The following is a 20321-nucleotide window of genomic DNA, read 5'->3' on the forward strand; positions in this document are numbered from 1 at the left end:
CACTAGGCGGCCGACCCCGGTATCTGCCCATTCCTTCGGCAGTCGCCTGCCGAGGGACCTGCCCTTGCGCGATTGACGCCACGGCCTCTCCCCTTCTGCTGATCCCTGCCCTATAGGTGTGCCGAGTGAGGGTAGGGGGCCGAGCGACAGATGGCAGCGCCGAAGGACAGTGACAGCCGCAGGCTTTTGCGGCGGCTTCAGGCCGTCATGGCAGAGGCGGCCGAAGGCCAGGAGCGTCTGGACAGGATCGTGAACCTGGTCGCGGAGTCCATGGCGACCGAGGTCTGCTCGATCTATCTGCACCGCGACGCCGAGACCTTGGAGCTTTGCGCGACCCAAGGCCTCAACCCGGCTTCGGTCCATGTGACCCGGCTTCGGGTCGGCGAGGGTCTGGTCGGGCGCGTGGCCCGCAGGGGGGCGCCGCTCAACACCGCCGACGCCCCGTCGACGACCGGGTTCCGCTACATGCCCGAGACCGGGGAAGAAGTGTATTCGTCGTTCCTCGGGGTGCCGGTCCAGCGTCTGGGCGAACGCCTTGGCGTTCTGGTGGTCCAGTCCAAGACCGCCCGCGAATTCTCCGAAGACGAGGTCTATGCCCTCGAAGTCGTCGCCATGGTGCTGGCCGAAATGACCGAGCTTGGTGCCTTCACCGGCGAGGGCGAGGCGCTCAAGCCGCGCCACAAGCAACAGGTGTTGATGCGCGGCGTGACCGGGCAGGAAGGTGCCGCTGAGGGTCTGGTCCATCTGCACGATCCGCGCGTCGTCATCACGAACCCCGTGTCCGACGACCCCGAGGGCGAATTGGTCCGCCTGCGCGAAGCCGTCGATAAGTTGCGCCTTTCGGTGGACCGGATGCTGACTGCCGCCTCGGGCGACCGCGAACAGACCGAGGTGATCGAAGCCTTCCGCATGTTCGCCTATTCGCGCAGTTGGCTGCGGCGGATGGAAGACGATATCGACGCGGGCCTGACCGCCGAGGCCGCCGTCGAAAAGGAACAGACCGCCGCCCGCGCCCGGATGAGCAAGGCTGACCCCTATCTGCGCGACCGGCTGGCGGATCTGGATGATCTGTCCAACCGCCTGCTCCGGATGCTGACCGGTCAGGGCCGCGACAGCGCGAACATGCCGGACGGGGCCGTCCTTGTGGCGCGCAACATCGGGCCGGGCGAGTTGCTGGAGTATGGACGCCGTCTCAAGGGCGTGGTCCTCGAAGAGGGGTCGGTCGGCAGTCACGCCGCGATCGTCGCACGTGCCTGGGCGATCCCGTTGGTCATTCAGGCCCAGGGCATTACGACCGAGGCGCTGTCGGGCGACACGATCCTGGTCGACGGTGATCAGGGCGTCGTCCACCTGCGCCCCGACGAGATGGTGCGCAACGCCTTCCGCGAAAAGCTGGCCATGGCGGCCCAGGCGCAGCAACGCTATGCCTCGATCCGCGAGACACCCTGCGTCACCCTGGATGGCACGCGGGTCGAGCTGATGATGAACGCGGGCCTGATGGCGGATCTGCCGTCGCTGGTTTCCTCCGGGGCCGAGGGCGTCGGCCTGTTCCGCACCGAATTGCAATTCCTGACCCGCAACAAGGTGCCGAAGCGCGGCGAATTGGCCAGTCTTTACGCGCGTGTCCTCGACGCGGCGGGTGACAAGCCGGTGGTGTTCCGGACGCTCGACATCGGGTCCGACAAGGTGCTGCCCTACATGAAAGCCACGGAAGAGCCGAACCCGGCGCTCGGCTGGCGCGCGATCCGCGTCGGCCTGGACAAGACCGGCGTGATGCGGATGCAGTTGCAGGCCCTGCTGCGCGCGACGAACGGTCGGCCCCTCCACGTCATGTTCCCCTTCATCGCCCAGATGGAGGAATTCCTGGAGGCCCGCGCACATGTAACAAAGGAGTTGCATCGCGAGCAAAGCCTGGGCCACAGCCTGCCCAGTTCGCTCCGGATCGGCGCCATGCTGGAAACGCCGTCGATGGCCTTCGCACCCCGGCGGTTCTTCGAAGAGGCGGATTTCATCTCGATCGGGGGTAACGACCTCAAGCAGTTCTTCTTTGCCGCCGACCGCGAGAACGAACGTGTGCGCCGCCGCTATGACACGCTGAACGTCAGTTATCTGTCCCTGATCGAGAAGATCGTGGATCGCTGCGCCGAAACCGGGACCCAATTGTCGTTCTGCGGCGAAGACGCGGGCCGCCCCGTCGAAGCGCTTTGTTTCGCTGCCATGGGGCTGCGGTGCCTGTCCATGCGCCCGGCGTCCATCGGGCCGGTCAAGCACATCCTGCTGCGCGCCAACCTGCCCGAGGTGCGCGAGGTCATCGCCGTCGCGCGGGAGTCCGGCGAGCAATCGGTCCGCCCTGCCGTGATGGACTACCTGCGGTCGCGCTGAGCTATTTGCGGCTCTTCTTCTGTATGCCCTTGATGGTCTTGCCCAGGGCCTTGTCGCGGCTTTTGCGTTCGGCCAGCGTCGCGGAATTGTGGGCATCCTCTGCGACCAGTTTCTGCCAGCGTTCCAGTCGCGCAGGATCAAGGTCGCCCGCTGCAATCCCGGCCTTGAGGGCGCAGCCCGGCTCGACCGTATGGCTGCAATCCGAGAACCGGCATCCCCCGGCCAGATCGGCCAGATCCGAAAAGACATCGGCAATGCCGTCTGCGGCATCCGTCATCTGCAGTTCGCGCATTCCGGGCGTGTCGAGAACGGCAAAGCCGCCCGACACCAGATGCAATTCGCGGCGGGTCGTCGTGTGCCGCCCCTTGTCGTCCCCTGTCCGCACGCCCTGAGTCTCGGCGGTCAGGGTGCCGGAGAGCGCGTTGACGAGCGTGGATTTCCCGACGCCGGACGACCCGAGGAAAGCGATCGTCCGCCCCGGCTTGCACCAGCCTGCCAATTGGGCGGCGACCTCCGCGGATTTTGCGTTGACCGCCAGAACCGGCACCATGTCCGAAATGGCGGCGGCCTCGGCCACGAATGTCGCCACATCCTCTGACAGGTCCGGCTTGGTCAGAAGAATCACGGGGTCGACCTCCGCTTCGAAGGCAAGGGCCAGATATCGCTCCAACCGCGCGACATTGAAATCCTGATTGCAGGAGGTAACGACGAAGGCCGTATCGATGTTTGCCGCGATCAATTGCACCTGCCTGTCGTGGCCGGCGGCACGGCGTTTGATCAGGCTCTTGCGGTCCAGCACCTCGGCCACGGCGGCCCGGTCCTCCTCCAGCAAGACCCAGTCACCAACCGCCAGATCCGAGACCAGCGGCAGGACCATATCGATCCCGTCACCCAGAAGATGGACGGTCGTGCGGTTGACCCGCGTCACCCGTGCGGGCGGCGTCCGGGTCAGGGCATCCGCATCGATCTGTTGCGCAAAGAAAGACTGCCAGCCCAACCGCGTCAGCATCGGAAGGGCGGGCGCGTCCATCGCAGTAGAAGGCGGAAGGAACGTGGAATAGTCCCGCACCATGGCAAAAGGCCCCGTATCGCCGCCGGATCGACGGCCCCTATCTGTTCGCAGATCGGCACGCCCATGGGAATGCCCTTTGCGATGGAGCGGCACACCGGCGGGTCAGACCTCTCCGACGCGCTCCAGCCGCAGCCTGGCGACATCTTCGTGGGCATCGGCATCGCGCTGTTCGCGCAGGCAGACCCGGACGAAGGACAGATGCGCCTCGACCGCTGCCTTGGCCCCGTCGGGATCGCGCGACTGGATGGCGGTATTGATGGCGCGGTGCTGCTCCAGCAGGGTGTCGCGCGTGGTGCGCTGCTTGAACATGATGGAGCGGTTGTAGAACACGCCCTCGCGCAGCAGGTCCATCATCGACCGCATCATGTGCAGCATGACGACATTGTGCGAGGCTTCGACGATGGCCATGTGGAACTCCGCGTCGAAACCGGCCTCTTCGGTGGGGTCGCGCTTGTCATGGGCCGCTTCCATCTTGCGGAAGATGGTGTCGATGATGGCGAGATCCGTGTCGGACCCCTTGGTGGCCGCACGCGACGCCGCAATGCTCTCCATGTCCTGGCGAAAGGCGATATAGTCCAGAAGAGCGTCTTCATGGGTGGCGAAGAGGCGGGTCAAAGCGGGCGAAAAGGCGTTGCCCAGAACATTCGCCACAAAGATGCCCGCACCGGCCCGGGTCGACAGAAGGCCCCTGTCGGTTAGCTCGGCAACCGCTTCGCGCAACGACGGGCGGGAGACGCCCAGACGTTCGGACAACTCCCGCTCGGCCGGAAGCCGGTCACCGGGGCGCAGCACGCCGCGCAGGATCAGATGCTCGATCTGACGGATCACCGCTTGGGCAAGCTTTGCGGATTCGACTTTCTGGAATGGCATGGGATCCCCGGCGCAATTGGTCAAAACATATGACCACATCGTCCGGAAAGGAACCGGAAATCGGCCCCCGCCCCGAAAGGCGAGGGCCGTGAACCGCCTAGCGGTTCGGCGTGATGATGATCTCGACGCGGCGGTTCTGCTGACGGCCTTCGGCGGTCTGGTTGGTCGCGATCGGCTGGCTTTCGCCCCGGCCGATGGGAACCACGCGGCTGCCCGAGACACCGGCCTCCAGCAGGACGCCGGCCACGGCACGGGCGCGCCGCTCGCTCAGATCCTGGTTGTAGGCGGCGGAGCCATCGCTGTCGGTATGGCCAAGCACCTGAACGGTGGTGTTGGGATACTGTTGCAGGTTCCGCGCCAGCGCCCGAATGTCGCCCTGAAGGTCGGGGCGCAGGTTGGCGCTGTCGGTGGCGAACAGGATGTCCTGGGGCATCGTCACAATGAGCTGGTCACCGGTATTGCGGATGGTGATCCGGTCATCGCCCAACTCCCGGCGCAGATCCGCAGCCTGACGGTCCAGCGACTGACCGATGCCGGCCCCCACCAGTCCACCGACGACGGCGCCCGCCGCGATCTCATCGGCACGGCTTCCGTCACCCAGTATCGCGCCTGCGGCGGCACCTACACCGGCACCGATCAAGGCGCCGTTGCGCGTGCGGTTCGGCTCACCGGGAGGGGAGGTGACGCAACCCGCAAGAAGAACGGCAGCGCCGAGGCTCAGGATGATGGGTTTGTTGAAAAGGGTCATGTCGATCTTTCCGAATTCTGCAGTTGTATATGGGCGACAACGCATGTGCGGCCCGCGCGTTCCACTTCTTGTCGCACCGGGGCGTCCGATGCGCGAAGCTCCGCTGCAGATGGTGCGAAGGACCGCCGATAGGCAATAACAATTCCGCGTGACGTGCCTGGACGGCGGATTTTACGCCTCTGCGCGACTGCTTTCCCAGGCCAGCATGGCCCGTTTGACCGGCAAACCCCAGTGATATCCCCCGAGACCGCCCGATTTGCGCAGGGCCCGATGGCAGGGGATCAGCCAGCTGACGGGATTGCGGCCCACGGCGGTGCCGACGGCGCGCACGGCCCTGGGGCTACCGACGGCGCCCGCGATCTGGGAGTAGGTCGTGACATGGCCCGATGGAATCCGCATCAGCGCCTCCCAGACCTTGATCTGGAAGGGCGCGCCGATCAGGTGCAGACGCGCCTCGCCACGCAGGTTCCCCAGGGCCACGGCATGGTCGGCAATCGCCCCGGCATCGGCCACGAAGTTTGCGGCGGGCCACCGGGCCGTCATGTCGGCCAGGGCGGCATCCCGCCCCGTCTCGGCCGCGAAGGCCAGCCCGCAGATTCCGCGATCCGTGGTCATCACCAGCATCTCGCCGAAGGGTCCGTCCAGCCAGCCGTGCCGGATGGTCAGCCCCGCCCCGCCCCGGGCATAGTCACCCGGCGACATCGCCTCCCACCGCAGGAACAGGTCATGCAGACGCCCGGTCCCCGACAGCCCGGTGCTCAGCGCCGTCTCGAGCAGGGTGAAGCGTTCCGACAACAGCACCTTGGCATGTCCAAGCGTCAGGTATTGCTGAAACCGCTTGGGGCTGACCCCGGCCCAAGCGCTGAAGACCCGCTGAAAATGGGCGGGCGACAGGTTCATTTGAGCGGCCAGTTCTTCGAGCGATGGCGGCGCATCGGCCCGCGCATCGATCACGTCGATCGCCCGCCGCATGAGGGCGTAGTGATACGCCTGATCGGCGGCATCGGGGGCGGGGCTCAGGTCGGTGGCGGGCATGGGTCTTCCCTCGTCTGGGTGCCCCTATCCTATGACCCGACCGATGCCGCGACGACCCGCTTCTTGCGGGAAAAGCCGATGACCGGTTTCGGAGCGGATCAAGGCCTGTGCCTCTGCGGCGCGCAGACAGCGCCGCGCGGCCCTGCGGTGGCCGGCAGAAAGGTCGCAGCACAGATCGCCGGGCACCGACAGACCGGCCAGAGCCGCCGAATTGTCCCCCAGGAAAAGGCTTTCGGTCCAGATGCCATTCGCCCGGACCACGCAATGCCGATCAAGAAGCAGATGATGGAAACGGCCGGTTCGGGGCAGATGCAGCAACGTGACACCCGGCAAGCCAAGCAGATGACGGGCGGCGGCAAAGACCTCGGATACGCCGAACATCATTTCGCCCAGACCACTGCGCAGCAGAAGGCGATGATGCGGAGACACGACAAGCGCAGCCCCTTGGGGCTGACCCGGAAGGGCCCCGGCAGCGATGCGAAATGCAGGGGCGTTTGGCGCCCCCACCCCGCCGACCCACCGAACGGGCAACGGCCCGCCGTCCAGGGTCACCACCTGATCCCCGGGGCGTAGCCACTCCACCGGAACTGCGCCCCCCGCCGTCTCGATCCGGGTGCCCGGGGCGAAGCAGGCAACGCTTTGCGCTTCGTATTCGGCATAGGTCATCCGCGTATCGGCGCCATCCCTGCTCAGCAGGGAATTGTCGATATCGTCGCCGCCGATGAAGGTATAGGTCACCCCCGGCTGGAGCGGTTGCGACGGCGAATAGCCGATGTGCTGTCCCCTGATCTCGATTCGGTCGATATAGATGGTCGTCCCGTCCGGGGCGCGCAGGATGGCATATTCCTCGCCATAGATCTTGCCGGACGCCACGAGCGTGCCATCGGGGCGCGTTGCGGTGCCCGTCTGATTGGCATCCTCCCCCACTTCGTTGTTCTTCTCGTCCCCGTCAAGAAAGGCGTCGTCGTCGGTGATCTCCAGCAACACCCGGTCGTCGCGGAAATTGTAGTTCGGATCGAAGGTGAATGTTCCGTTCGATGCGTTATACGGCAGGGCCGCCGCATCATAGATGTAGAACTGGCTGGTCGGCATTGGGCACATCCCTCGGATTCGGACCTGCCTGCCAGAACTTCCTTATGATCGGGTGAACATTGGCTGGACGGCGGGGCGCAGCGCGTCCAGAACCCCCCCATGGCCAAACAGCTCCCCTACCCCGTCATGCGCGAGATCTTCGCCCGCTTTCAGGCCGCCGAGGCCGAACCCAAGGGCGAGCTGGAGCATGTGAACGCCTTCACGCTGGTCGTAGCCGTCGCGCTGTCGGCGCAGGCGACGGATGCCGGGGTCAACAAGGCGACCCGCGGCCTGTTCGCGGTGGCGGACACGCCGGAAAAAATGCTGGCCCTCGGGCTTGAGGGTGTGACCGAACACATCAAGACCATCGGGCTGTTCCGACAGAAGGCCAAGAACGTCATCAAGCTGAGCCAGATGATCGTGGACGACTATGGCGGCGAGGTCCCCTCTTCGCGCGCCGCGCTGCAACGGTTGCCGGGTGTGGGGCGCAAGACCGCCAATGTGGTGCTCAACATGTGGTTCGGTCATCCGGCGCAGGCGGTGGACACGCATATCTTCCGCATCGGGAACCGCACCGGCATCGCGCCGGGCAAGGATGTCGACGCCGTTGAGCGGGCCATCGAAGACAATGTCCCCGCCGAATTTCAGCACCACGCTCACCACTGGCTGATCCTGCATGGACGCTATATCTGCGTGGCCCGCAAACCCAAATGCGGTGCCTGCCTGATCCGCGACCTCTGTCCCTTCGAGGACAAGACCGTGGCGTGATCACGGCCCCGCATCGCAACGGCCCCCGTCGCCGGACAAGACCCTGAACCGCCCGACCGGCGACCGAAACACGAAGGACCCTCCCATGACCAAATCCTATGACGTGATCGGCATCGGCAATGCCGTTGTGGATGTCATCTCCCATGCGGACGACAGCTTTCTCGACCAGATGGGCATCGAGAAGGGCATCATGCAGTTGATCGAGCGGGAGCGGGGCGAGCTGCTCTATGCCGCCATGAAGGACCGCGTGCAGGCCCCGGGCGGATCGGTCGCCAATTCGCTGGCGGGGATCGGGGCGCTCGGCCTTTCCACGGCCTTCATCGGCAAGGTCAAGAACGATGCCCTGGGCCGGTTCTATGCCGATGCGCTGCGCGATTCGGGGACGGATTTTCCGAACGACCCGATGGCGGTGGAATTGCCGACCACGCGTTCGATGATCTTCGTCACCCCCGATGGCGAGCGGTCGATGAACACCTATCTGGGCGCCGGGGCCGATATCTCGTCACGCGATGTGCCCGACATCTTCGGCGGCGGGGGGCTGTTGTTCCTCGAAGGGTATCTTTTCGACAAGGATGACGGGAAGACCGCCTTTGTCGAAGCCGCCGCCAAGATGAAAGCGACGGGCGGGCGCAGTGCCATCACCATCTCCGACCCGTTCTGCGCCGAACGTCACCGGGCCGATTTCCAGCGCCTCATCGCCAAGGACATGGATATCGCCATCGGCAATGCCGTGGAATGGATGACCCTCTACGAGACCGACGATCTGGAGGCGGCACTCGACCGTGCGGCGGCGGTTTGCGACGTGGTGGCCTGCACGCGGTCCGGCCAGGATGTCTGGGTCCGGGCGGGCGGCCGCAAGGTCAGCGCGCCGGTCGTCCCCGCCACCGTCGTCGACGCGACCGGGGCCGGGGACCAGTTCGCCGCCGGGTTCCTCTATGGGCTCGCCTCGGGGCGCGACCTGGAAGTGGCGGCGCGCATGGGCGTCGCCTGCGCCCGCGAAGTCATCGGCCACATCGGGCCGCGTCCGCAGATCGACATGGCGGATGTCTTCCTTGCCGAAGGGCTGATCTGAGCGGGATGATGTCGGGCCTGCGCGAAGGGCTGGCCTGACGGGTGCCCTTGGCCTAGCCTTGGCCCGGAATCGGGGGGCATCGAATGCATATTCTCATCACGGGCGCGGCCGGCATGATCGGCCGCAAGCTGACGACGGCGCTGGTCCAGGCCGGGCAGTTGCGGGGCAAGCCCATCGACAACATGACGCTGGTCGATGTCGTCCCGCCGGTGCTGCCCGACGGGATCGCGGGCGCCGCTCTCGCCGCCGATCTGTCCGATCCGGCCGCCGCCCCCGCGCTGATCCAGACCCGGCCAGATGTCATCTTTCACCTCGCGGCCATCGTGTCGGGCGAGGCCGAGGCGGATTTCGCCAAGGGCTATGCCGTGAACCTGTATGGAACGCTTGGGCTTTGCGATGCGATCGCGGCCGAGACGGACTATTGCCCCCGCTTCGTCTTCACCTCGTCCATCGCGGTCTTCGGCGCGCCCCTGCCCGATGTCATCCCCGACGATCAGCCGACCCTGCCGCTGACCAGCTATGGCACCCAGAAGGCCATGGGCGAGCTTCTGGTCAACGACCTGTCGCGGCGCGGGCTTATGGACGGGGTTTCCCTGCGGCTGCCGACGATCTGCGTGCGCCCGGGCAAGCCGAATGCCGCCGCCTCGGGGTTCTATTCGTCGATCCTGCGCGAACCGCTGGTCGGGCAGGAGGCGGTCCTGCCGGTGCCCGAAACGACGCGCCACTGGTTCGCGAGTCCCCGGGCCGCCGTCGGGTTCCTGCTCCATGCCGCCGAGATCGACCTGAAACCGCTCGGGCAGAACCGCGCGCTTTCCCTGCCGGGGGTGGATGCGACCGTCGCCGACGAGATCGCCGCGCTGGAGGCCATCGCGGGACCCAAGGCCACCGCCCTGATCCGGCGCGCCCCCGATGCCACCATCGCCCGGATCGTCGGCGGCTGGCCCCAGGCCTTCGACCCGGCCCGCGCCCGCGCCCTGGGGTTCGAAGCGGAACCCGACATGGAAGCGATCCTTCGGGCGCATATCGAGGACGAGCTGGACGGTCGGATCCCGGTGGCCGAAGACTAGCGCGGCCTGCCCCGTCCGGATCGCCTCCGGCGGGAGTATTTGCAAAGCAGAGAAGGGGCGCGGATTTTTCGGGGCCCTACCAGTGCGGGGGGCGTTGGTCGGCCAGAGGGACGCTGTTTTCCTGTGCGAGTTCAGCCTCGGCAGAGCGTTCCATCAGCAGGCGCACCCGGCGTTCCAGCGTTGCGATCTCGCCCGATTGTCTTGCGACGACGTCGGACAGATCCTCGACCGCGCGGGTCAGATGGGCGATGCGTTCTTCGATGTCTTGCATGACGGCTCCGCAGGTTGCGCGCGATTGGCGCGGGACGTATGGACGCTGGCGACAAAACACCGCCACAGACGGGGGCCACCATGGCCAAGAAGGAAAAGATCCGCCGCCCGAAAGCCGAGGCGCCCAAGGGGTTCCGCGACTATTTCGGCGCTGAGGTGACCGAGCGCAAGGCAATGCTGGATGCGATTGCCAAAGTGTATCACCTTTACGGGTTCGAGGCGCTGGAATCCTCGGCCGTCGAGACGGTCGAGGCGCTTGGCAAGTTCCTTCCCGATGTGGACCGCCCGAACGAGGGGGTGTTCGCCTGGCAGGAAGACGAAGACGCCGAATGGATGGCGCTGCGCTACGACCTGACCGCACCGCTCGCCCGCGTCTACGCACAGCACCGCAACGACCTGCCCACGCCCTATCGCCGCTATGCCATGGGCCCCGTCTGGCGCAACGAGAAGCCGGGGCCGGGGCGGTTCCGGCAGTTCTACCAATGCGACGCGGATACGGTCGGGACGGCATCGGTGGCGGCGGACGCGGAGATTTGTGCGATGTTGGCCGATACGCTGGAGGCCGTGGGGATCGCGCGCGGGGATTATGTGATCCGGGTGAACAACCGGAAGGTGCTCAACGGGGTGCTGGAGGTGGCGGGCTTGTCGGGTGACGACAAGGAACGCGAGCGCGGGATCGTGCTGCGGGCGATTGATAAGTTGGATCGGTTGGGCGTCGAGGGAGTTCGGGCGCTGCTGGGGGCCGGGCGTAAGGATGAGAGTGGGGATTTTGCGGATGGAGCTGGCCTAAAGGACGAGCAAATATCTGTTATCATGACGTTCGTCCAAGCAAACGAGACAGCCACGAGAATTCTGGAGAAGGCCGCTACCGACGAGATCAGTTTGGGCTTCGGCGGCAGCAATCAGATCCGAGCAATGTATGCTGCCGATCCGCAGACCCAGCGACCAGCAGGCGGTGATAGCGTTTCGTCAGGATACAGGTCGACTGTTACTCTAGGCCACCTAGGAGAAATCGTCGGAACTTCCATCATCGGCCTCGAAGGCGTTTCCGAACTTAAGCAAATTGCAAATTTGCTCGAAGCCCAAGGCTACGGCCCCGACCGCATCGTCATCGACCCTTCGGTCGTGCGCGGTCTCGGCTACTACACCGGCCCGGTCTACGAGGCGGAGCTGACCTTCGACGTCCAGAACGACAAGGGTCAGACCGTTCAGTTCGGTTCGGTCGCGGGGGGCGGTCGCTATGACGACCTCGTCACCCGCTTCACCGGTCAGGCAGTGCCCGCGACGGGTGTTTCCATCGGGGTCGACCGTCTTCTGGCCGCGCTGACCGCAAAGGGGCGCATCGACCGCACGCCGCGCGGCCCCGTCATCGTGACCGTCATGGACCGGGACCGGATGGCCGACTACCAGTCCATCTGTGCCGATCTGCGCAAGGCGGGCATCCGGGCGGAAGTCTACCTGGGCAACCCCAAGAACTTCGGCAACCAGTTGAAATACGCGGACAAGCGCGGCTCTCCGGCAGCGATCATCCAGGGCACGGATGAGGCGGCCCGCGGCGTCGTACAGGTCAAGGACCTGATCCTGGGAGCCAAACTGGCGCAGGAGGCGAGCCTCGAAGAGTGGAAGGAAAACCCCTCCCAATCCGAAGTGGCCTTGTCCGACCTCGTGCCGTTCCTCCAGAAGCTGCTGGCATGATCACCGCCGAGGACCGCGCCCGCGCGGCCGACCTTCTGGCGGCCTTCGTCGCGGCGGGGGCCACGCGGGTCGAGACGGAATTGCTGCAACCGGCAGGCACCCTGCTGGACCTCTACGGCGAGGATATCCGCGCCCGAGCCTTCACCACTCAAGACCCGCTGGCGGGCGAAGCCATGCTGCGGCCCGATTTCACCGTGCCCGTGGTGCAAGCGCATATGTCGGGCGGGGCGGACCCGGCGCGCTATTGCTACATGGGCGAGGTGTTCCGCCGACAGGAAATCGACGAAGGTCGGCCCCGCGAATACCTGCAGGTGGGCTATGAGGTCTTCGACCGCGCCGACCCCGCCGCGACCGATGCGGAGGTTTTCGACCTTTTGCACCGCGCCCTTGCCCCCTGGGACCCGATCCCGGCGCTTGGCGACCTCGGCCTGCTCATCGCGGCGGTCGACGGGCTGACCACATCCGACAAGCGGCGCGCGGCCCTGCGGCGGCACATCTGGCGGCCTGTCCGGTTTCGGCGGCTGATGGAGCGCTTTGCCGGACAAACCACGACCCCGGCGAAACGCGCGGCCCTGCTGGCGCGACTGGCGACCGAGGATGCGGCGGCGTTGATCGACGCGGCGGGACCGGCCGTGGGCCTGCGCGACGGCGAGGAGATCGCAGCGCGGCTGGCGGCGCTGGCCGAGGACGTGACCACCCCGCCCCTGTCGCGGACCGAGGCCGAAGTCATCGACGCGTTACTGGGGATGGAGACGCCGCTGTCGCACGCCCTGTCCCCGATCCGCGATCTGGCGGTCGACCTGCCCGGCCTCGACGTCGCGGCGGACCGCTTGGAGGCGCGGGCCGAAGCGCTGGACCGACGCGGCCATGCGCCCCACACACTGCCATTCGCCCCGGCACGGGGCCGATCGGCGATGGAATACTACGACGGCTTTACCTTCACCCTGTCGGCCCGGGGTCGCCCCGACCTCCCCGCGCTGGCCACGGGCGGGCGCTATGACGCGCTGACGGCGGTTCTGGGCCAGGGTCGGTCGATCCCCGCCGTGGGGGGCGTGATCCGCCCCGGCCTTCTGGGAGGGCTGACATGATCCGCCTCGGGGTGCCGTCCAAGGGGCGGCTGATGGAGAAGACCTTCGAATGGTTCGGCAAGCGCGGCGTCACCCTGTCGCGCACCGGGTCAGACAGGGAATATGCGGGCCATGTAGAGGGGGCGGACATCGCCCTTGTCCTGCTGTCGGCCGGAGAAATCCCCCGCGAACTGGCCTTGGGGCACATCCATCTGGGCGTCACCGGCAGTGACCTCGTGCGTGAAAAGCTGACCCGGTGGGCCACGCGGGTCGAGACGGTGACGCAGATGGGGTTCGGGCACGCGGACCTGATCCTGGCGGTGCCGAAGGTCTGGATCGACGTCGATACGCTGGATGATCTGGACGCGGTCGCGGCGCAGTTTCGGGCCAACCACGGGCACCGCCTGCGGATCGCCACGAAATATCACCGGTTGGTGCGGGAATTCCTGCGCGAACACGGAGTTGCCGATTACCGCATCGTCGACAGCCAGGGGGCGACCGAAGGCACGGTCCTGAACCACACCGCCGAGATGATCGCCGATATCACGTCGACGGGGGAAACCCTGCGCGCCAACCATCTGAAGGTGCTGGATGACGGTCTGATCCACGCAAGTCAGGCGACCTTGTTCCGATCCCGCGCGGCCAGCTGGAGCAAGTCGCAGACCGAAACCTTCGACGCCCTGGCTGACCGGCTGCGTAACGGATGACGTTCCGGATGGACGCCTAGAGACCGGCGACCCGGGGGGCGCGGGCCAGGATCATCAGGTTGTTGGCGGGCATCGCCACCACCTCGACCGTCAGGCCGAGGATGGTGAGGACGGTCGTCACCTGTTCGATGTCCTTGTAGCCGATTGCCGGGTCGCGGGCCCGCAGATCGCGGTCGAACTCCTGGTCCCCCGCGCTGGTCGCCTGGCCATCGCGCAAAAATGGACCATAGATCGCCAGCAAGCCACCGGGTGCGAGCGCCCGCTGCGCCTCGTCCAGCAGCACGGCGAGTTCCGCGTCCGAAATCAGGTGCAGCAGGTTGACCACCAGAACCATGTCCGACGCGGCCTCGATCGCCCAACCGGGCTGGAGCGCGTCGATGTCGCCCGCGGGCGAAACATTGGGCAGGCCCTTGCAATGCACATCGATCGAGATGCGCCGCACGGGGTCGGGTTCGGTCGGATGAAACCTCAGGTCGGGCCGATGTGCGGCCAGGGCCGCGATATGCTGGCCCGTGCCCGACGCCAGCTCCAGCACATCGCCGGCACGCGGCAGGCGTGGCAAAAGTACATCCAGGATCGCCTGCTGATTGCGCAGTGCAGCCGGGGCGTTCATCGCACCTTCCTCACCCGCGGGAACTGCCGACCCCGGGGGGTTCTCCCGCCGCGTCACCGGAAGCGTCCCGGATCAAGGGCTGCGACACTGGCCGCATCGATGTCGGGCGTTCGGCCCGCGACACGGTCTGCCAGCAATTGCGCCGCCGCCGGGGCCGACTGAAAGCCGTAGCCTCCCTGCCCGGCGCACCACCAGAAGCCGTCAGTCTCGGACGGGCCGATGGCCAGGCAGCGGTCGGGGGCAAAAGTGCGCAGCCCAGCCCAGGTGCTGAGCGGTCGGGTCACCTCGGGGGTGACGGCGGCCTGATAGCGGGCCAGACCCTCGGCCAGAACCATATCGTCAGCGAAGGTGTCCATCGGAACTATCGGTACCTCCTCGGCCGGGGATACGATCAGCGCACCGGCATCCGGCTTGGCATACCACGTCTCTCCCGGTCCCATGAGGACGGGCCAGCCGGACACATCGTGGCCATCCGGGGCCGCAATCCGCGCCATGGACCGGCGCAGCGGGATCAGGCCCAAGGTCTGCACACCGGCCAGCGCGGCGACTTCGTCGGCCCATGGGCCGGCGGCCACGATAACCTGCCTCACGACGACGGCGCGGTCCCCCGCGACGGCGCGCCATCCGCCCGGCACGCGGTCCAGCCGGTCGAGCCGTCGGTCGGTCTCGGTCTTGCCCCCCGCCGCGCGAATCCGGCGCAGGCCAGCCTGGAGGAGGGCGTCGGTGTCGATATCCTGTGCCCCGTCATCATGGGCCGCACGTGTCACGTCGGGCGACAGGATCGGAACGCGGTCGCGCGCCGCTTCCATCGCGATTTCCTGCAAGCCGAAGGTGGCCAGGTCCGCCTCGAAGGCGTCGGCCTCGGACGCCCCGCCCACCAGCATGAACCCACGGGGCGACAGCCAGCCCCCGGCATCATGGGTGGCGCGGGACGCCCGGTTCAGGGCGATGACAGGCGCGGGGCCGTAGTTTTCCTCGAACAGGGCCGCGGACCGGCCGGACGCGTGATAGCCAAACGCGCTCTCGGCCTCCCACAGGAGAACCGAGCCCAGGTCAGACAGAGCAGCACCGGCGGTGATGCCGGCGACACCGCCGCCGATGATGAGAAAATCATGTTCCACGAACAGAACCTTGTCACAGGCAGGATGGTCCGAACAAGCGACCCCGCGGAAACGAACGGTTTTCGGGACTCTGCGCTGTCGACGGACGTCAGACCTCTTCCAGACGGTCGGTAGCCGGGGCTGGCGTCGGGCTCAAGGCCGTCAGCGCCGCCCTGAGATCCGGCGACAGCGTTAGGGTCGCCGCCGCAAGCGACGGGGCCAGTTGTTCGGTGTTGCGCGCGCTGATGATGGGGGCGGTGACGGCGGGATTGGACGCAACCCAGGCCACGGCTAGCGTCGCGGGCGGCACGCCTTCGGCATCGGCCAGCGCGACAAGGCCGCGCGCGGTCTCGTGCATCCAGTCGGGGGCGTAGCGCGCGGCATAGCGCTTGTCGGTGGTCAGACGGCCTTCGTCGCCCCGGGCGTATTTGCCGGACAGCAGACCGCCGCCCAGAGGGGAATAGGGCGCGACCGCGATACCCTCGCTTGCCGCCATCGGCAGGATCTCGACCTCGGCCTGTCGCTTGACGAGGTTGTACATCGGCTGGATCATGTCGATCCGGGTGTCGAAACCGGCCGCGACGGCCTGTGCCTTGGTGACCTGCCAAGCGGCGAAATTCGACACGGCGACGTGGCGGATAGCCCCGTCGGCCTGAAGCCTGGCCAAGGTCTCGAAGCTTTCCTCCAGCGGTGTCTTGTCGTCCCAACGGTGCAGGTAGAGGATGTCGATGACATCCATGCCCAGACGGCGACGGCTATCATCCAGACTTGTCAGGATATTCTGCCGCCCGGCTCCGCCCTGATAGGCGGCCTTGGTGGCGATGATCAGGTTGTCGCGCTCGGCCCGGGCGAAGCCGCCCAGAAGGGTCTCGGAGGCGCCGTCGGTATAGACATGGGCAGTGTCGAAGAAGGTGACCCCGGCGGCGCGGCAGGCGTCGTACATGGCCTGACTGGCGGCGGCATCGGCGGTGCCGCCGAACTGCATGCAGCCGAAACAGAGGGCGGAAAGTGGGGTGCCGTCGATGGCTGTGATTTGGGTCATGACGCGATCCTGACCGATTTCGGCGGGCTCGGGAAGGGCGGTGGCGGGGCGGGGCGGAGGCCCGGGACGGCCAAAGGTTAACGCGGCGGGGCATGGGTTCGGGAAATGTAGCGGAATGCGGAACTTACACGATTCGACGCCATACATACGGCCGCCCCGAAAGGGGGCACCCCCCGTACACCCTCTGTACACCCCCCGTACAGACCGGGCCTTTCGGAGGTCGGTCGTTAAGGTGTGTTTCCATGGCTTACGGGAGGGGGAGCAGGGAGGGTGTCAAGGGGGAGGGACTTGGTAGTCGGGTTGGTGGCCGGAGTGTCGGATGTTGGGCGGTTCCCGAATGAGTTCTTGGGAAAAGGAATAGCCGTGGTCGGAGCAAGGACGGCCCAAAGGTGCCGTATCTTTACCATGCCTTCCGCTGCAGCGTCGGTAGCCGATGCTGACATCCGAAGATCGTTCGTTTCACTGCTGCTCAGGCGCTAGCTATGCGGCTTCGTTCCCGGTCTCCGATCAACGTTTTCATGCAAGCGACAGAAGTGAACGGAGAGCTTAAAGGCAAATAGGTAAAATCCTGCCATGCTCAGCGTGAATAGTTTGTCCGACTTGGAAAAAGCTGCGATCGGCATGGAATGCAGGTCGTCCAAAAGGGCAACATAGTCAGAGTCGAGTAGGCCATCTGCAGGCAAATAGAACATGCTCGTTACAGACTGGCTTTTTATTGCAGACACTCGCGCTTTAACCGATTGTTCTGGAAGGCCCCTCGCAATCATGCGTGCCTGAATGGCAGATAGTCGAACTATTGGAGCAAAAACTAGCTTCGGCGCTATCGCCCGTTCATTGTCAGCGGAGATGTCGCAGGAGTTTGATAGCACAATACCTCTTACAGACCGCTTTTCGCCGACATCAAAAGAAAACAGTTGAAAGTCCTGCCAACCATCCCCTTGTAAGACTGAATTTGCATCGGGGTCCCGCGCTGAAGACACATAATATCCTGTTGTCACACCTCTTGAGAGCGCGTCGAGGTTCTCGACCAGCTCTTTTTGCTCTGGCTCAGAAGTCAGGTAAAATGGTATCTGGTTTTTTAGTTGTTCAGCGTCGAAAGTCATTCGGTCTGTCAAGCTTCGTAGAGGCCGTCCAAGTCGTCAAAGATAGCTGCTTCATATTCAGCTCCAAGTCGCTCCTGCCTTTCACTGACCGAAGCATAGATAGCCGCAACATCCCTAGCAAAATCGATGTGCGACGGCTGTTTAGACTTAGTCATAACCTGCTCAGAAAATTGGCTATAGCTTGGTGCAATCTGTACGACTGTGTAGCTGGGAGTTTCGCGTTCCGGCCATGCTGGTTGCCCCGCAGCCATTGCAGCGCCTACCGCGAAAGCTATTGCCCCTGTCGCTGTCTGAGACGTCTGTTCGTTTGGAATGCTATTCATACGTTGGTCCCATCCCAGAAATTGTTTCTTCGGTAAGGCAGGCAAAAAACTTCTCTTTATTTGCTTGCCGGAGGCTTTCAAGCCCCGGTTCAAGCTCGATAGAAAGTGTCTTTAGATCGGGAAAATTTACATTTCTTATGGAATCAATATCGACCAGCACTCCGGACACGGACCGTCCGTCTATTTTTCCGTGAGCACCCGTCGAAACAGACAAAATGTGAACAACATCTTCTTCGCGCCGGTGAACTTGGAGGGTGACATGCTCGCTGCTCACCTCCACATCGCCAAGCTTGATATCCATGGATATTTTTCGGATCTGATCTTGGAATGTTGGAGCTTGTATCAAATTAACATACTTCACTGAGTAACGCTCTATGGCCCCAATTAAGTCCAACTTCCCAAGGCGCGCAATAGTTTCAAGGATAAACCGTCTGAACCTTGGCCACTTCGGATATGGCAGCTTACAACTAACAATTACATTTCGGTCACCAATTAGGATAAAGAAATCGTCGACCTCAACGCGTTGTATCGGTGCGAACTGAAGATTGGGATCTTCTTTTCTCATCGGAAATGGGATTTCCGCCGCCGGAAGTCGGGATACTGTAGTTCCGCCACCAATGTCATGTAGTAGAAAACCGGGAAGAATATCGGCCAGTGGCAGCGAGCCTGACAGCCGAACTTCGAAAACTGCGTCGACCAAAGGCTCGTGCTCTAGTGTTTTTGGAAGGTTGGCCATGGTTTCTCCCTGCGACCAAAGGCATAAACTGCGTTAGATCGCTTAACAAGGCGCTTCTAGCCTCTTACCACTAGTTTTATGCTATCAATCTGAACCAACCACAACCTGTAGCATCTGAGTGTTATGCTTGCGACGCGCAAATAGACAAGCGTTCGGCAGGCTGCCGGAACTAAGCTTCGGAAAGCCTGGCCATGGTCGCTAGTGTGAGCTCTGAAGACGCACCGAGCGTTTTGAGGCACGCGCAGCAGAAAGAAGCTTTCTCAAATTGTGCACTGATCATGGGCGAGGAAGAAATCCGGGGTGAGGGTCCGCTTCCGCTGCATGGCCCAGTTCGCGCTCCAACGCGGCGAATTCACACTTTCCGCCCCTGACCACCCCCGAACACGAGAAGGGGCGCGGCCTTCACAGCCGCGCCCCCGTTTGCTCTCCATGAAAACCCGATCAGTTCGGGATTTCGCCCGTCAGGCCCTCGACGTAGAAATCCATGCCCAGGAGGGTGCCGTCGTCGGCGACTTCGCCGTCGGCCAGCCAGGGCGTGCCGTCCTGTTTGTTGATCGGCCCGGTGAAGGGGTGGTAGTCGCCCGCGGTGATCGCGGCGATCATCTCCTCGGCGGCGGCCTTCGCCTCGGCGGGGACGGCCTCGGTGATCTCGCCGATGACGACCTCACCCTCGGGCATCCCGCCCCAGCTTGCCTGCTGCTCCCACGTGCCGTCCAACACCGCGCCCACGCGTTCGATGTAGTAGGGCGACCAGTCGTCGATGATCGAGGCGATGCGCGGACCGGGCGTGCCGTCGTCGTTGCGCGCGAACTGGATCATGTCCGAGGCCTGACCGAAGGTGAACACGCGGCCCCCGTTGGCGTTGGCTTCCTGGGCCGCGGCCTGGGGCGCGGTGGAGTCGGTGTGTTGCAGGATGACGTCGACGCCCTGGTCGATCATGGCGCGGGCGGCGTCGGCCTCTTTCGCGGGGTCAAACCAGGTGTAGGCCCAGGTCACGACCATCTCCACGTCCGGGTTGACCTTGCGGGCGTGCAGGAAGGAGGAGTTGATACCCTGGATGACCTCGGGGATCGGGAAGGAGGCGATGTAGCCGATCTTGTTGGTCTCGGTCATGTAGCCGGCCAGCGTGCCGGTGACGGCGCGGCCCTCGTAGAAGCGGGCGTCATAGGTCGAGACGTTCGGATGCTCGCGCTTGTAGCCGGTGGCATGTTCGAACTTGATGTCCGGGAACTTGGCGGCGACGGCGTTGGTGGCGTCCATGTAGCCGAAGGACGTGGTGAAGATGATGTCCGCCCCGCCAAGCGCCATCTGGGTGATCGCGCGTTCGGCGTCGGCGCCTTCGGGGACCAGCTCCTGATAGACGGTCTCGACCCGGTCGCCGAATTCGGCCTCGACCGCGAGGCGGCCCTGGTCGTGCTGATAGGTCCAGCCGCCGTCGCCGATCGGCCCGACGTAGATGAAGCCGACCTTCACCGGCTCGTGCCCGTCGGCATACGCCGCCGAAGCCAGGCCGAGCGACAGTGCACCCGCCATCAGTTGCATGAATTTCATGGTAGTCTCCCCAGGTTGATACCCGCCCC

At 64.8% G+C, this 20321-nt stretch carries 20 protein-coding genes; 7 read left to right on the forward strand and 13 right to left on the reverse strand.

The window, feature by feature from the left end:
* Positions 1-150: 150 nt before the first annotated feature.
* Entirely contained in the window at positions 151-2382 is a 2232-nt protein-coding gene (gene ptsP / locus BM002_RS10200) for a phosphoenolpyruvate--protein phosphotransferase (RefSeq protein WP_092780076.1), read from the forward strand.
* Between the two features lies 1 nt (position 2383).
* Here ptsP and rsgA read toward each other — a convergent pair whose 3' ends face one another.
* The 5 genes from rsgA to BM002_RS10225 form a co-directional block, all read right to left on the reverse strand.
* Complete coding sequence (gene rsgA, locus BM002_RS10205) at positions 2384-3412, reverse strand: ribosome small subunit-dependent GTPase A (RefSeq protein ID WP_245749204.1); 1029 nt, start codon at positions 3410-3412, stop codon at positions 2384-2386.
* A 144-nt stretch (positions 3413-3556) separates the two neighbouring features.
* Complete coding sequence (locus BM002_RS10210) at positions 3557-4324, reverse strand: FadR/GntR family transcriptional regulator (protein WP_092780608.1); 768 nt, start codon at positions 4322-4324, stop codon at positions 3557-3559.
* A gap of 97 nt (positions 4325-4421) precedes the next feature.
* Positions 4422-5072: a YiaD family glycine zipper/OmpA-like lipoprotein gene (locus BM002_RS10215; RefSeq protein WP_092780080.1), complete on the reverse strand. Its 651-nt coding sequence runs from the start codon at positions 5070-5072 to the stop codon at positions 4422-4424.
* A 171-nt stretch (positions 5073-5243) separates the two neighbouring features.
* Positions 5244-6107 carry a methylated-DNA--[protein]-cysteine S-methyltransferase gene (locus BM002_RS10220; protein WP_092780082.1) on the reverse strand — a complete coding sequence of 288 codons (864 nt, stop codon included), beginning with the start codon at positions 6105-6107 and terminating at the stop codon, positions 5244-5246.
* A gap of 24 nt (positions 6108-6131) precedes the next feature.
* Complete coding sequence (locus tag BM002_RS10225; protein ID WP_175484865.1) at positions 6132-7199, reverse strand: Hint domain-containing protein; 1068 nt, start codon at positions 7197-7199, stop codon at positions 6132-6134.
* Positions 7200-7298: 99 nt separating this feature from the next.
* Here BM002_RS10225 and nth point away from each other — a divergent pair, with 99 nt between their 5' ends.
* The 3 genes from nth to denD all read left to right on the forward strand — a co-directional run bounded on the left by nth (position 7299) and on the right by denD (position 10085).
* Positions 7299-7946 carry an endonuclease III gene (gene nth / locus BM002_RS10230; protein ID WP_092780086.1) on the forward strand — a complete coding sequence of 216 codons (648 nt, stop codon included), beginning with the start codon at positions 7299-7301 and terminating at the stop codon, positions 7944-7946.
* 85 nt (positions 7947-8031) lie between these two features.
* The gene (locus tag BM002_RS10235; protein WP_092780088.1) at positions 8032-9018 is read left to right on the forward strand and encodes an adenosine kinase; all 987 of its coding nucleotides are present in this window, start codon (positions 8032-8034) and stop codon (positions 9016-9018) included.
* Between the two features lie 83 nt (positions 9019-9101).
* Positions 9102-10085 (forward strand): D-erythronate dehydrogenase, encoded by a 984-nt coding sequence (gene denD / locus BM002_RS10240; protein ID WP_092780089.1) that lies wholly within the window; start codon positions 9102-9104, stop codon positions 10083-10085.
* A gap of 76 nt (positions 10086-10161) precedes the next feature.
* Here the strand turns inward: denD and BM002_RS10245 are convergent, their stop codons facing one another.
* Entirely contained in the window at positions 10162-10356 is a 195-nt protein-coding gene (locus BM002_RS10245) for a SlyX family protein (RefSeq protein ID WP_092780090.1), read from the reverse strand.
* Positions 10357-10436: 80 nt separating this feature from the next.
* On the opposite strand from BM002_RS10245, the gene hisS reads away from it, so the two are divergent.
* From hisS to hisG, 3 genes are read left to right on the forward strand one after another with little or no spacing between them, the layout of a single operon-like run.
* Entirely contained in the window at positions 10437-12050 is a 1614-nt protein-coding gene (gene hisS / locus BM002_RS10250) for a histidine--tRNA ligase (protein WP_092780611.1), read from the forward strand.
* Entirely contained in the window at positions 12047-13138 is a 1092-nt protein-coding gene (locus tag BM002_RS10255; RefSeq protein WP_092780091.1) for an ATP phosphoribosyltransferase regulatory subunit, read from the forward strand. The genes hisS and BM002_RS10255 overlap by 4 nt, the downstream gene beginning before the upstream one ends.
* Complete coding sequence (hisG, locus tag BM002_RS10260) at positions 13135-13824, forward strand: ATP phosphoribosyltransferase (RefSeq protein ID WP_092780092.1); 690 nt, start codon at positions 13135-13137, stop codon at positions 13822-13824. The genes BM002_RS10255 and hisG overlap by 4 nt, the downstream gene beginning before the upstream one ends.
* Positions 13825-13840: 16 nt before the next feature.
* Here hisG and BM002_RS10265 read toward each other — a convergent pair whose 3' ends face one another.
* The 7 genes from BM002_RS10265 to BM002_RS10285 all read right to left on the reverse strand — a co-directional run bounded on the left by BM002_RS10265 (position 13841) and on the right by BM002_RS10285 (position 20292).
* The gene (locus BM002_RS10265) at positions 13841-14437 is read right to left on the reverse strand and encodes a DUF938 domain-containing protein (protein ID WP_092780094.1); all 597 of its coding nucleotides are present in this window, start codon (positions 14435-14437) and stop codon (positions 13841-13843) included.
* Positions 14438-14490: 53 nt separating this feature from the next.
* Positions 14491-15558 carry an NAD(P)/FAD-dependent oxidoreductase gene (locus BM002_RS10270; RefSeq protein WP_092780096.1) on the reverse strand — a complete coding sequence of 356 codons (1068 nt, stop codon included), beginning with the start codon at positions 15556-15558 and terminating at the stop codon, positions 14491-14493.
* An 88-nt stretch (positions 15559-15646) separates the two neighbouring features.
* Positions 15647-16579, reverse strand: a complete 933-nt coding sequence (locus tag BM002_RS10275; RefSeq protein WP_092780098.1) for an aldo/keto reductase — start codon at positions 16577-16579, stop codon at positions 15647-15649.
* A 476-nt stretch (positions 16580-17055) separates the two neighbouring features.
* Entirely contained in the window at positions 17056-17682 is a 627-nt protein-coding gene (locus BM002_RS19060) for a hypothetical protein (protein WP_139212330.1), read from the reverse strand.
* 8 nt (positions 17683-17690) lie between these two features.
* A complete protein-coding gene (locus tag BM002_RS19065) occupies positions 17691-18005 on the reverse strand; it encodes a hypothetical protein (protein ID WP_139212331.1) in 315 nt (104 codons plus the stop codon).
* Positions 17998-18741 carry a TIGR04255 family protein gene (locus BM002_RS10280; protein WP_092780100.1) on the reverse strand — a complete coding sequence of 248 codons (744 nt, stop codon included), beginning with the start codon at positions 18739-18741 and terminating at the stop codon, positions 17998-18000. Before BM002_RS10280 ends, BM002_RS19065 begins: the two co-directional genes overlap by 8 nt.
* Before the next feature lie 441 nt (positions 18742-19182).
* Positions 19183-20292, reverse strand: coding sequence for a BMP family ABC transporter substrate-binding protein (locus tag BM002_RS10285; RefSeq protein WP_092780102.1), 1110 nt, complete (start codon positions 20290-20292; stop codon positions 19183-19185).
* Between the last annotated feature and the right edge of the window lie 29 nt (positions 20293-20321).

It is taken from the genome of Jannaschia pohangensis (assembly GCF_900113875.1).
In the GTDB taxonomy this organism is placed as follows: domain Bacteria; phylum Pseudomonadota; class Alphaproteobacteria; order Rhodobacterales; family Rhodobacteraceae; genus Jannaschia; species Jannaschia pohangensis.

Bases quoted from the DNA above. Each gene is read 5' to 3' on its own strand.
- ptsP (WP_092780076.1), top strand. From the start codon at position 151: ATGGCAGCGCCGAAGGACAGTGACAGCCGCAGGCTTTTGCGGCGGCTT.
- rsgA (WP_245749204.1), bottom strand. From the start codon at position 3,412: ATGGACGCGCCCGCCCTTCCGATGCTGACGCGGTTGGGCTGGCAGTCT.
- BM002_RS10210 (WP_092780608.1), bottom strand. From the start codon at position 4,324: ATGCCATTCCAGAAAGTCGAATCCGCAAAGCTTGCCCAAGCGGTGATC.
- BM002_RS10215 (WP_092780080.1), bottom strand. From the start codon at position 5,072: ATGACCCTTTTCAACAAACCCATCATCCTGAGCCTCGGCGCTGCCGTT.
- BM002_RS10220 (WP_092780082.1), bottom strand. From the start codon at position 6,107: ATGCCCGCCACCGACCTGAGCCCCGCCCCCGATGCCGCCGATCAGGCG.
- BM002_RS10225 (WP_175484865.1), bottom strand. From the start codon at position 7,199: ATGCCGACCAGCCAGTTCTACATCTATGATGCGGCGGCCCTGCCGTAT.
- nth (WP_092780086.1), top strand. From the start codon at position 7,299: ATGGCCAAACAGCTCCCCTACCCCGTCATGCGCGAGATCTTCGCCCGC.
- BM002_RS10235 (WP_092780088.1), top strand. From the start codon at position 8,032: ATGACCAAATCCTATGACGTGATCGGCATCGGCAATGCCGTTGTGGAT.
- denD (WP_092780089.1), top strand. From the start codon at position 9,102: ATGCATATTCTCATCACGGGCGCGGCCGGCATGATCGGCCGCAAGCTG.
- BM002_RS10245 (WP_092780090.1), bottom strand. From the start codon at position 10,356: ATGCAAGACATCGAAGAACGCATCGCCCATCTGACCCGCGCGGTCGAG.
- hisS (WP_092780611.1), top strand. From the start codon at position 10,437: ATGGCCAAGAAGGAAAAGATCCGCCGCCCGAAAGCCGAGGCGCCCAAG.
- BM002_RS10255 (WP_092780091.1), top strand. From the start codon at position 12,047: ATGATCACCGCCGAGGACCGCGCCCGCGCGGCCGACCTTCTGGCGGCC.
- hisG (WP_092780092.1), top strand. From the start codon at position 13,135: ATGATCCGCCTCGGGGTGCCGTCCAAGGGGCGGCTGATGGAGAAGACC.
- BM002_RS10265 (WP_092780094.1), bottom strand. From the start codon at position 14,437: ATGAACGCCCCGGCTGCACTGCGCAATCAGCAGGCGATCCTGGATGTA.
- BM002_RS10275 (WP_092780098.1), bottom strand. From the start codon at position 16,579: ATGACCCAAATCACAGCCATCGACGGCACCCCACTTTCCGCCCTCTGT.
- BM002_RS19060 (WP_139212330.1), bottom strand. From the start codon at position 17,682: ATGACTTTCGACGCTGAACAACTAAAAAACCAGATACCATTTTACCTG.
- BM002_RS19065 (WP_139212331.1), bottom strand. From the start codon at position 18,005: ATGAATAGCATTCCAAACGAACAGACGTCTCAGACAGCGACAGGGGCA.
- BM002_RS10280 (WP_092780100.1), bottom strand. From the start codon at position 18,741: ATGGCCAACCTTCCAAAAACACTAGAGCACGAGCCTTTGGTCGACGCA.
- BM002_RS10285 (WP_092780102.1), bottom strand. From the start codon at position 20,292: ATGAAATTCATGCAACTGATGGCGGGTGCACTGTCGCTCGGCCTGGCT.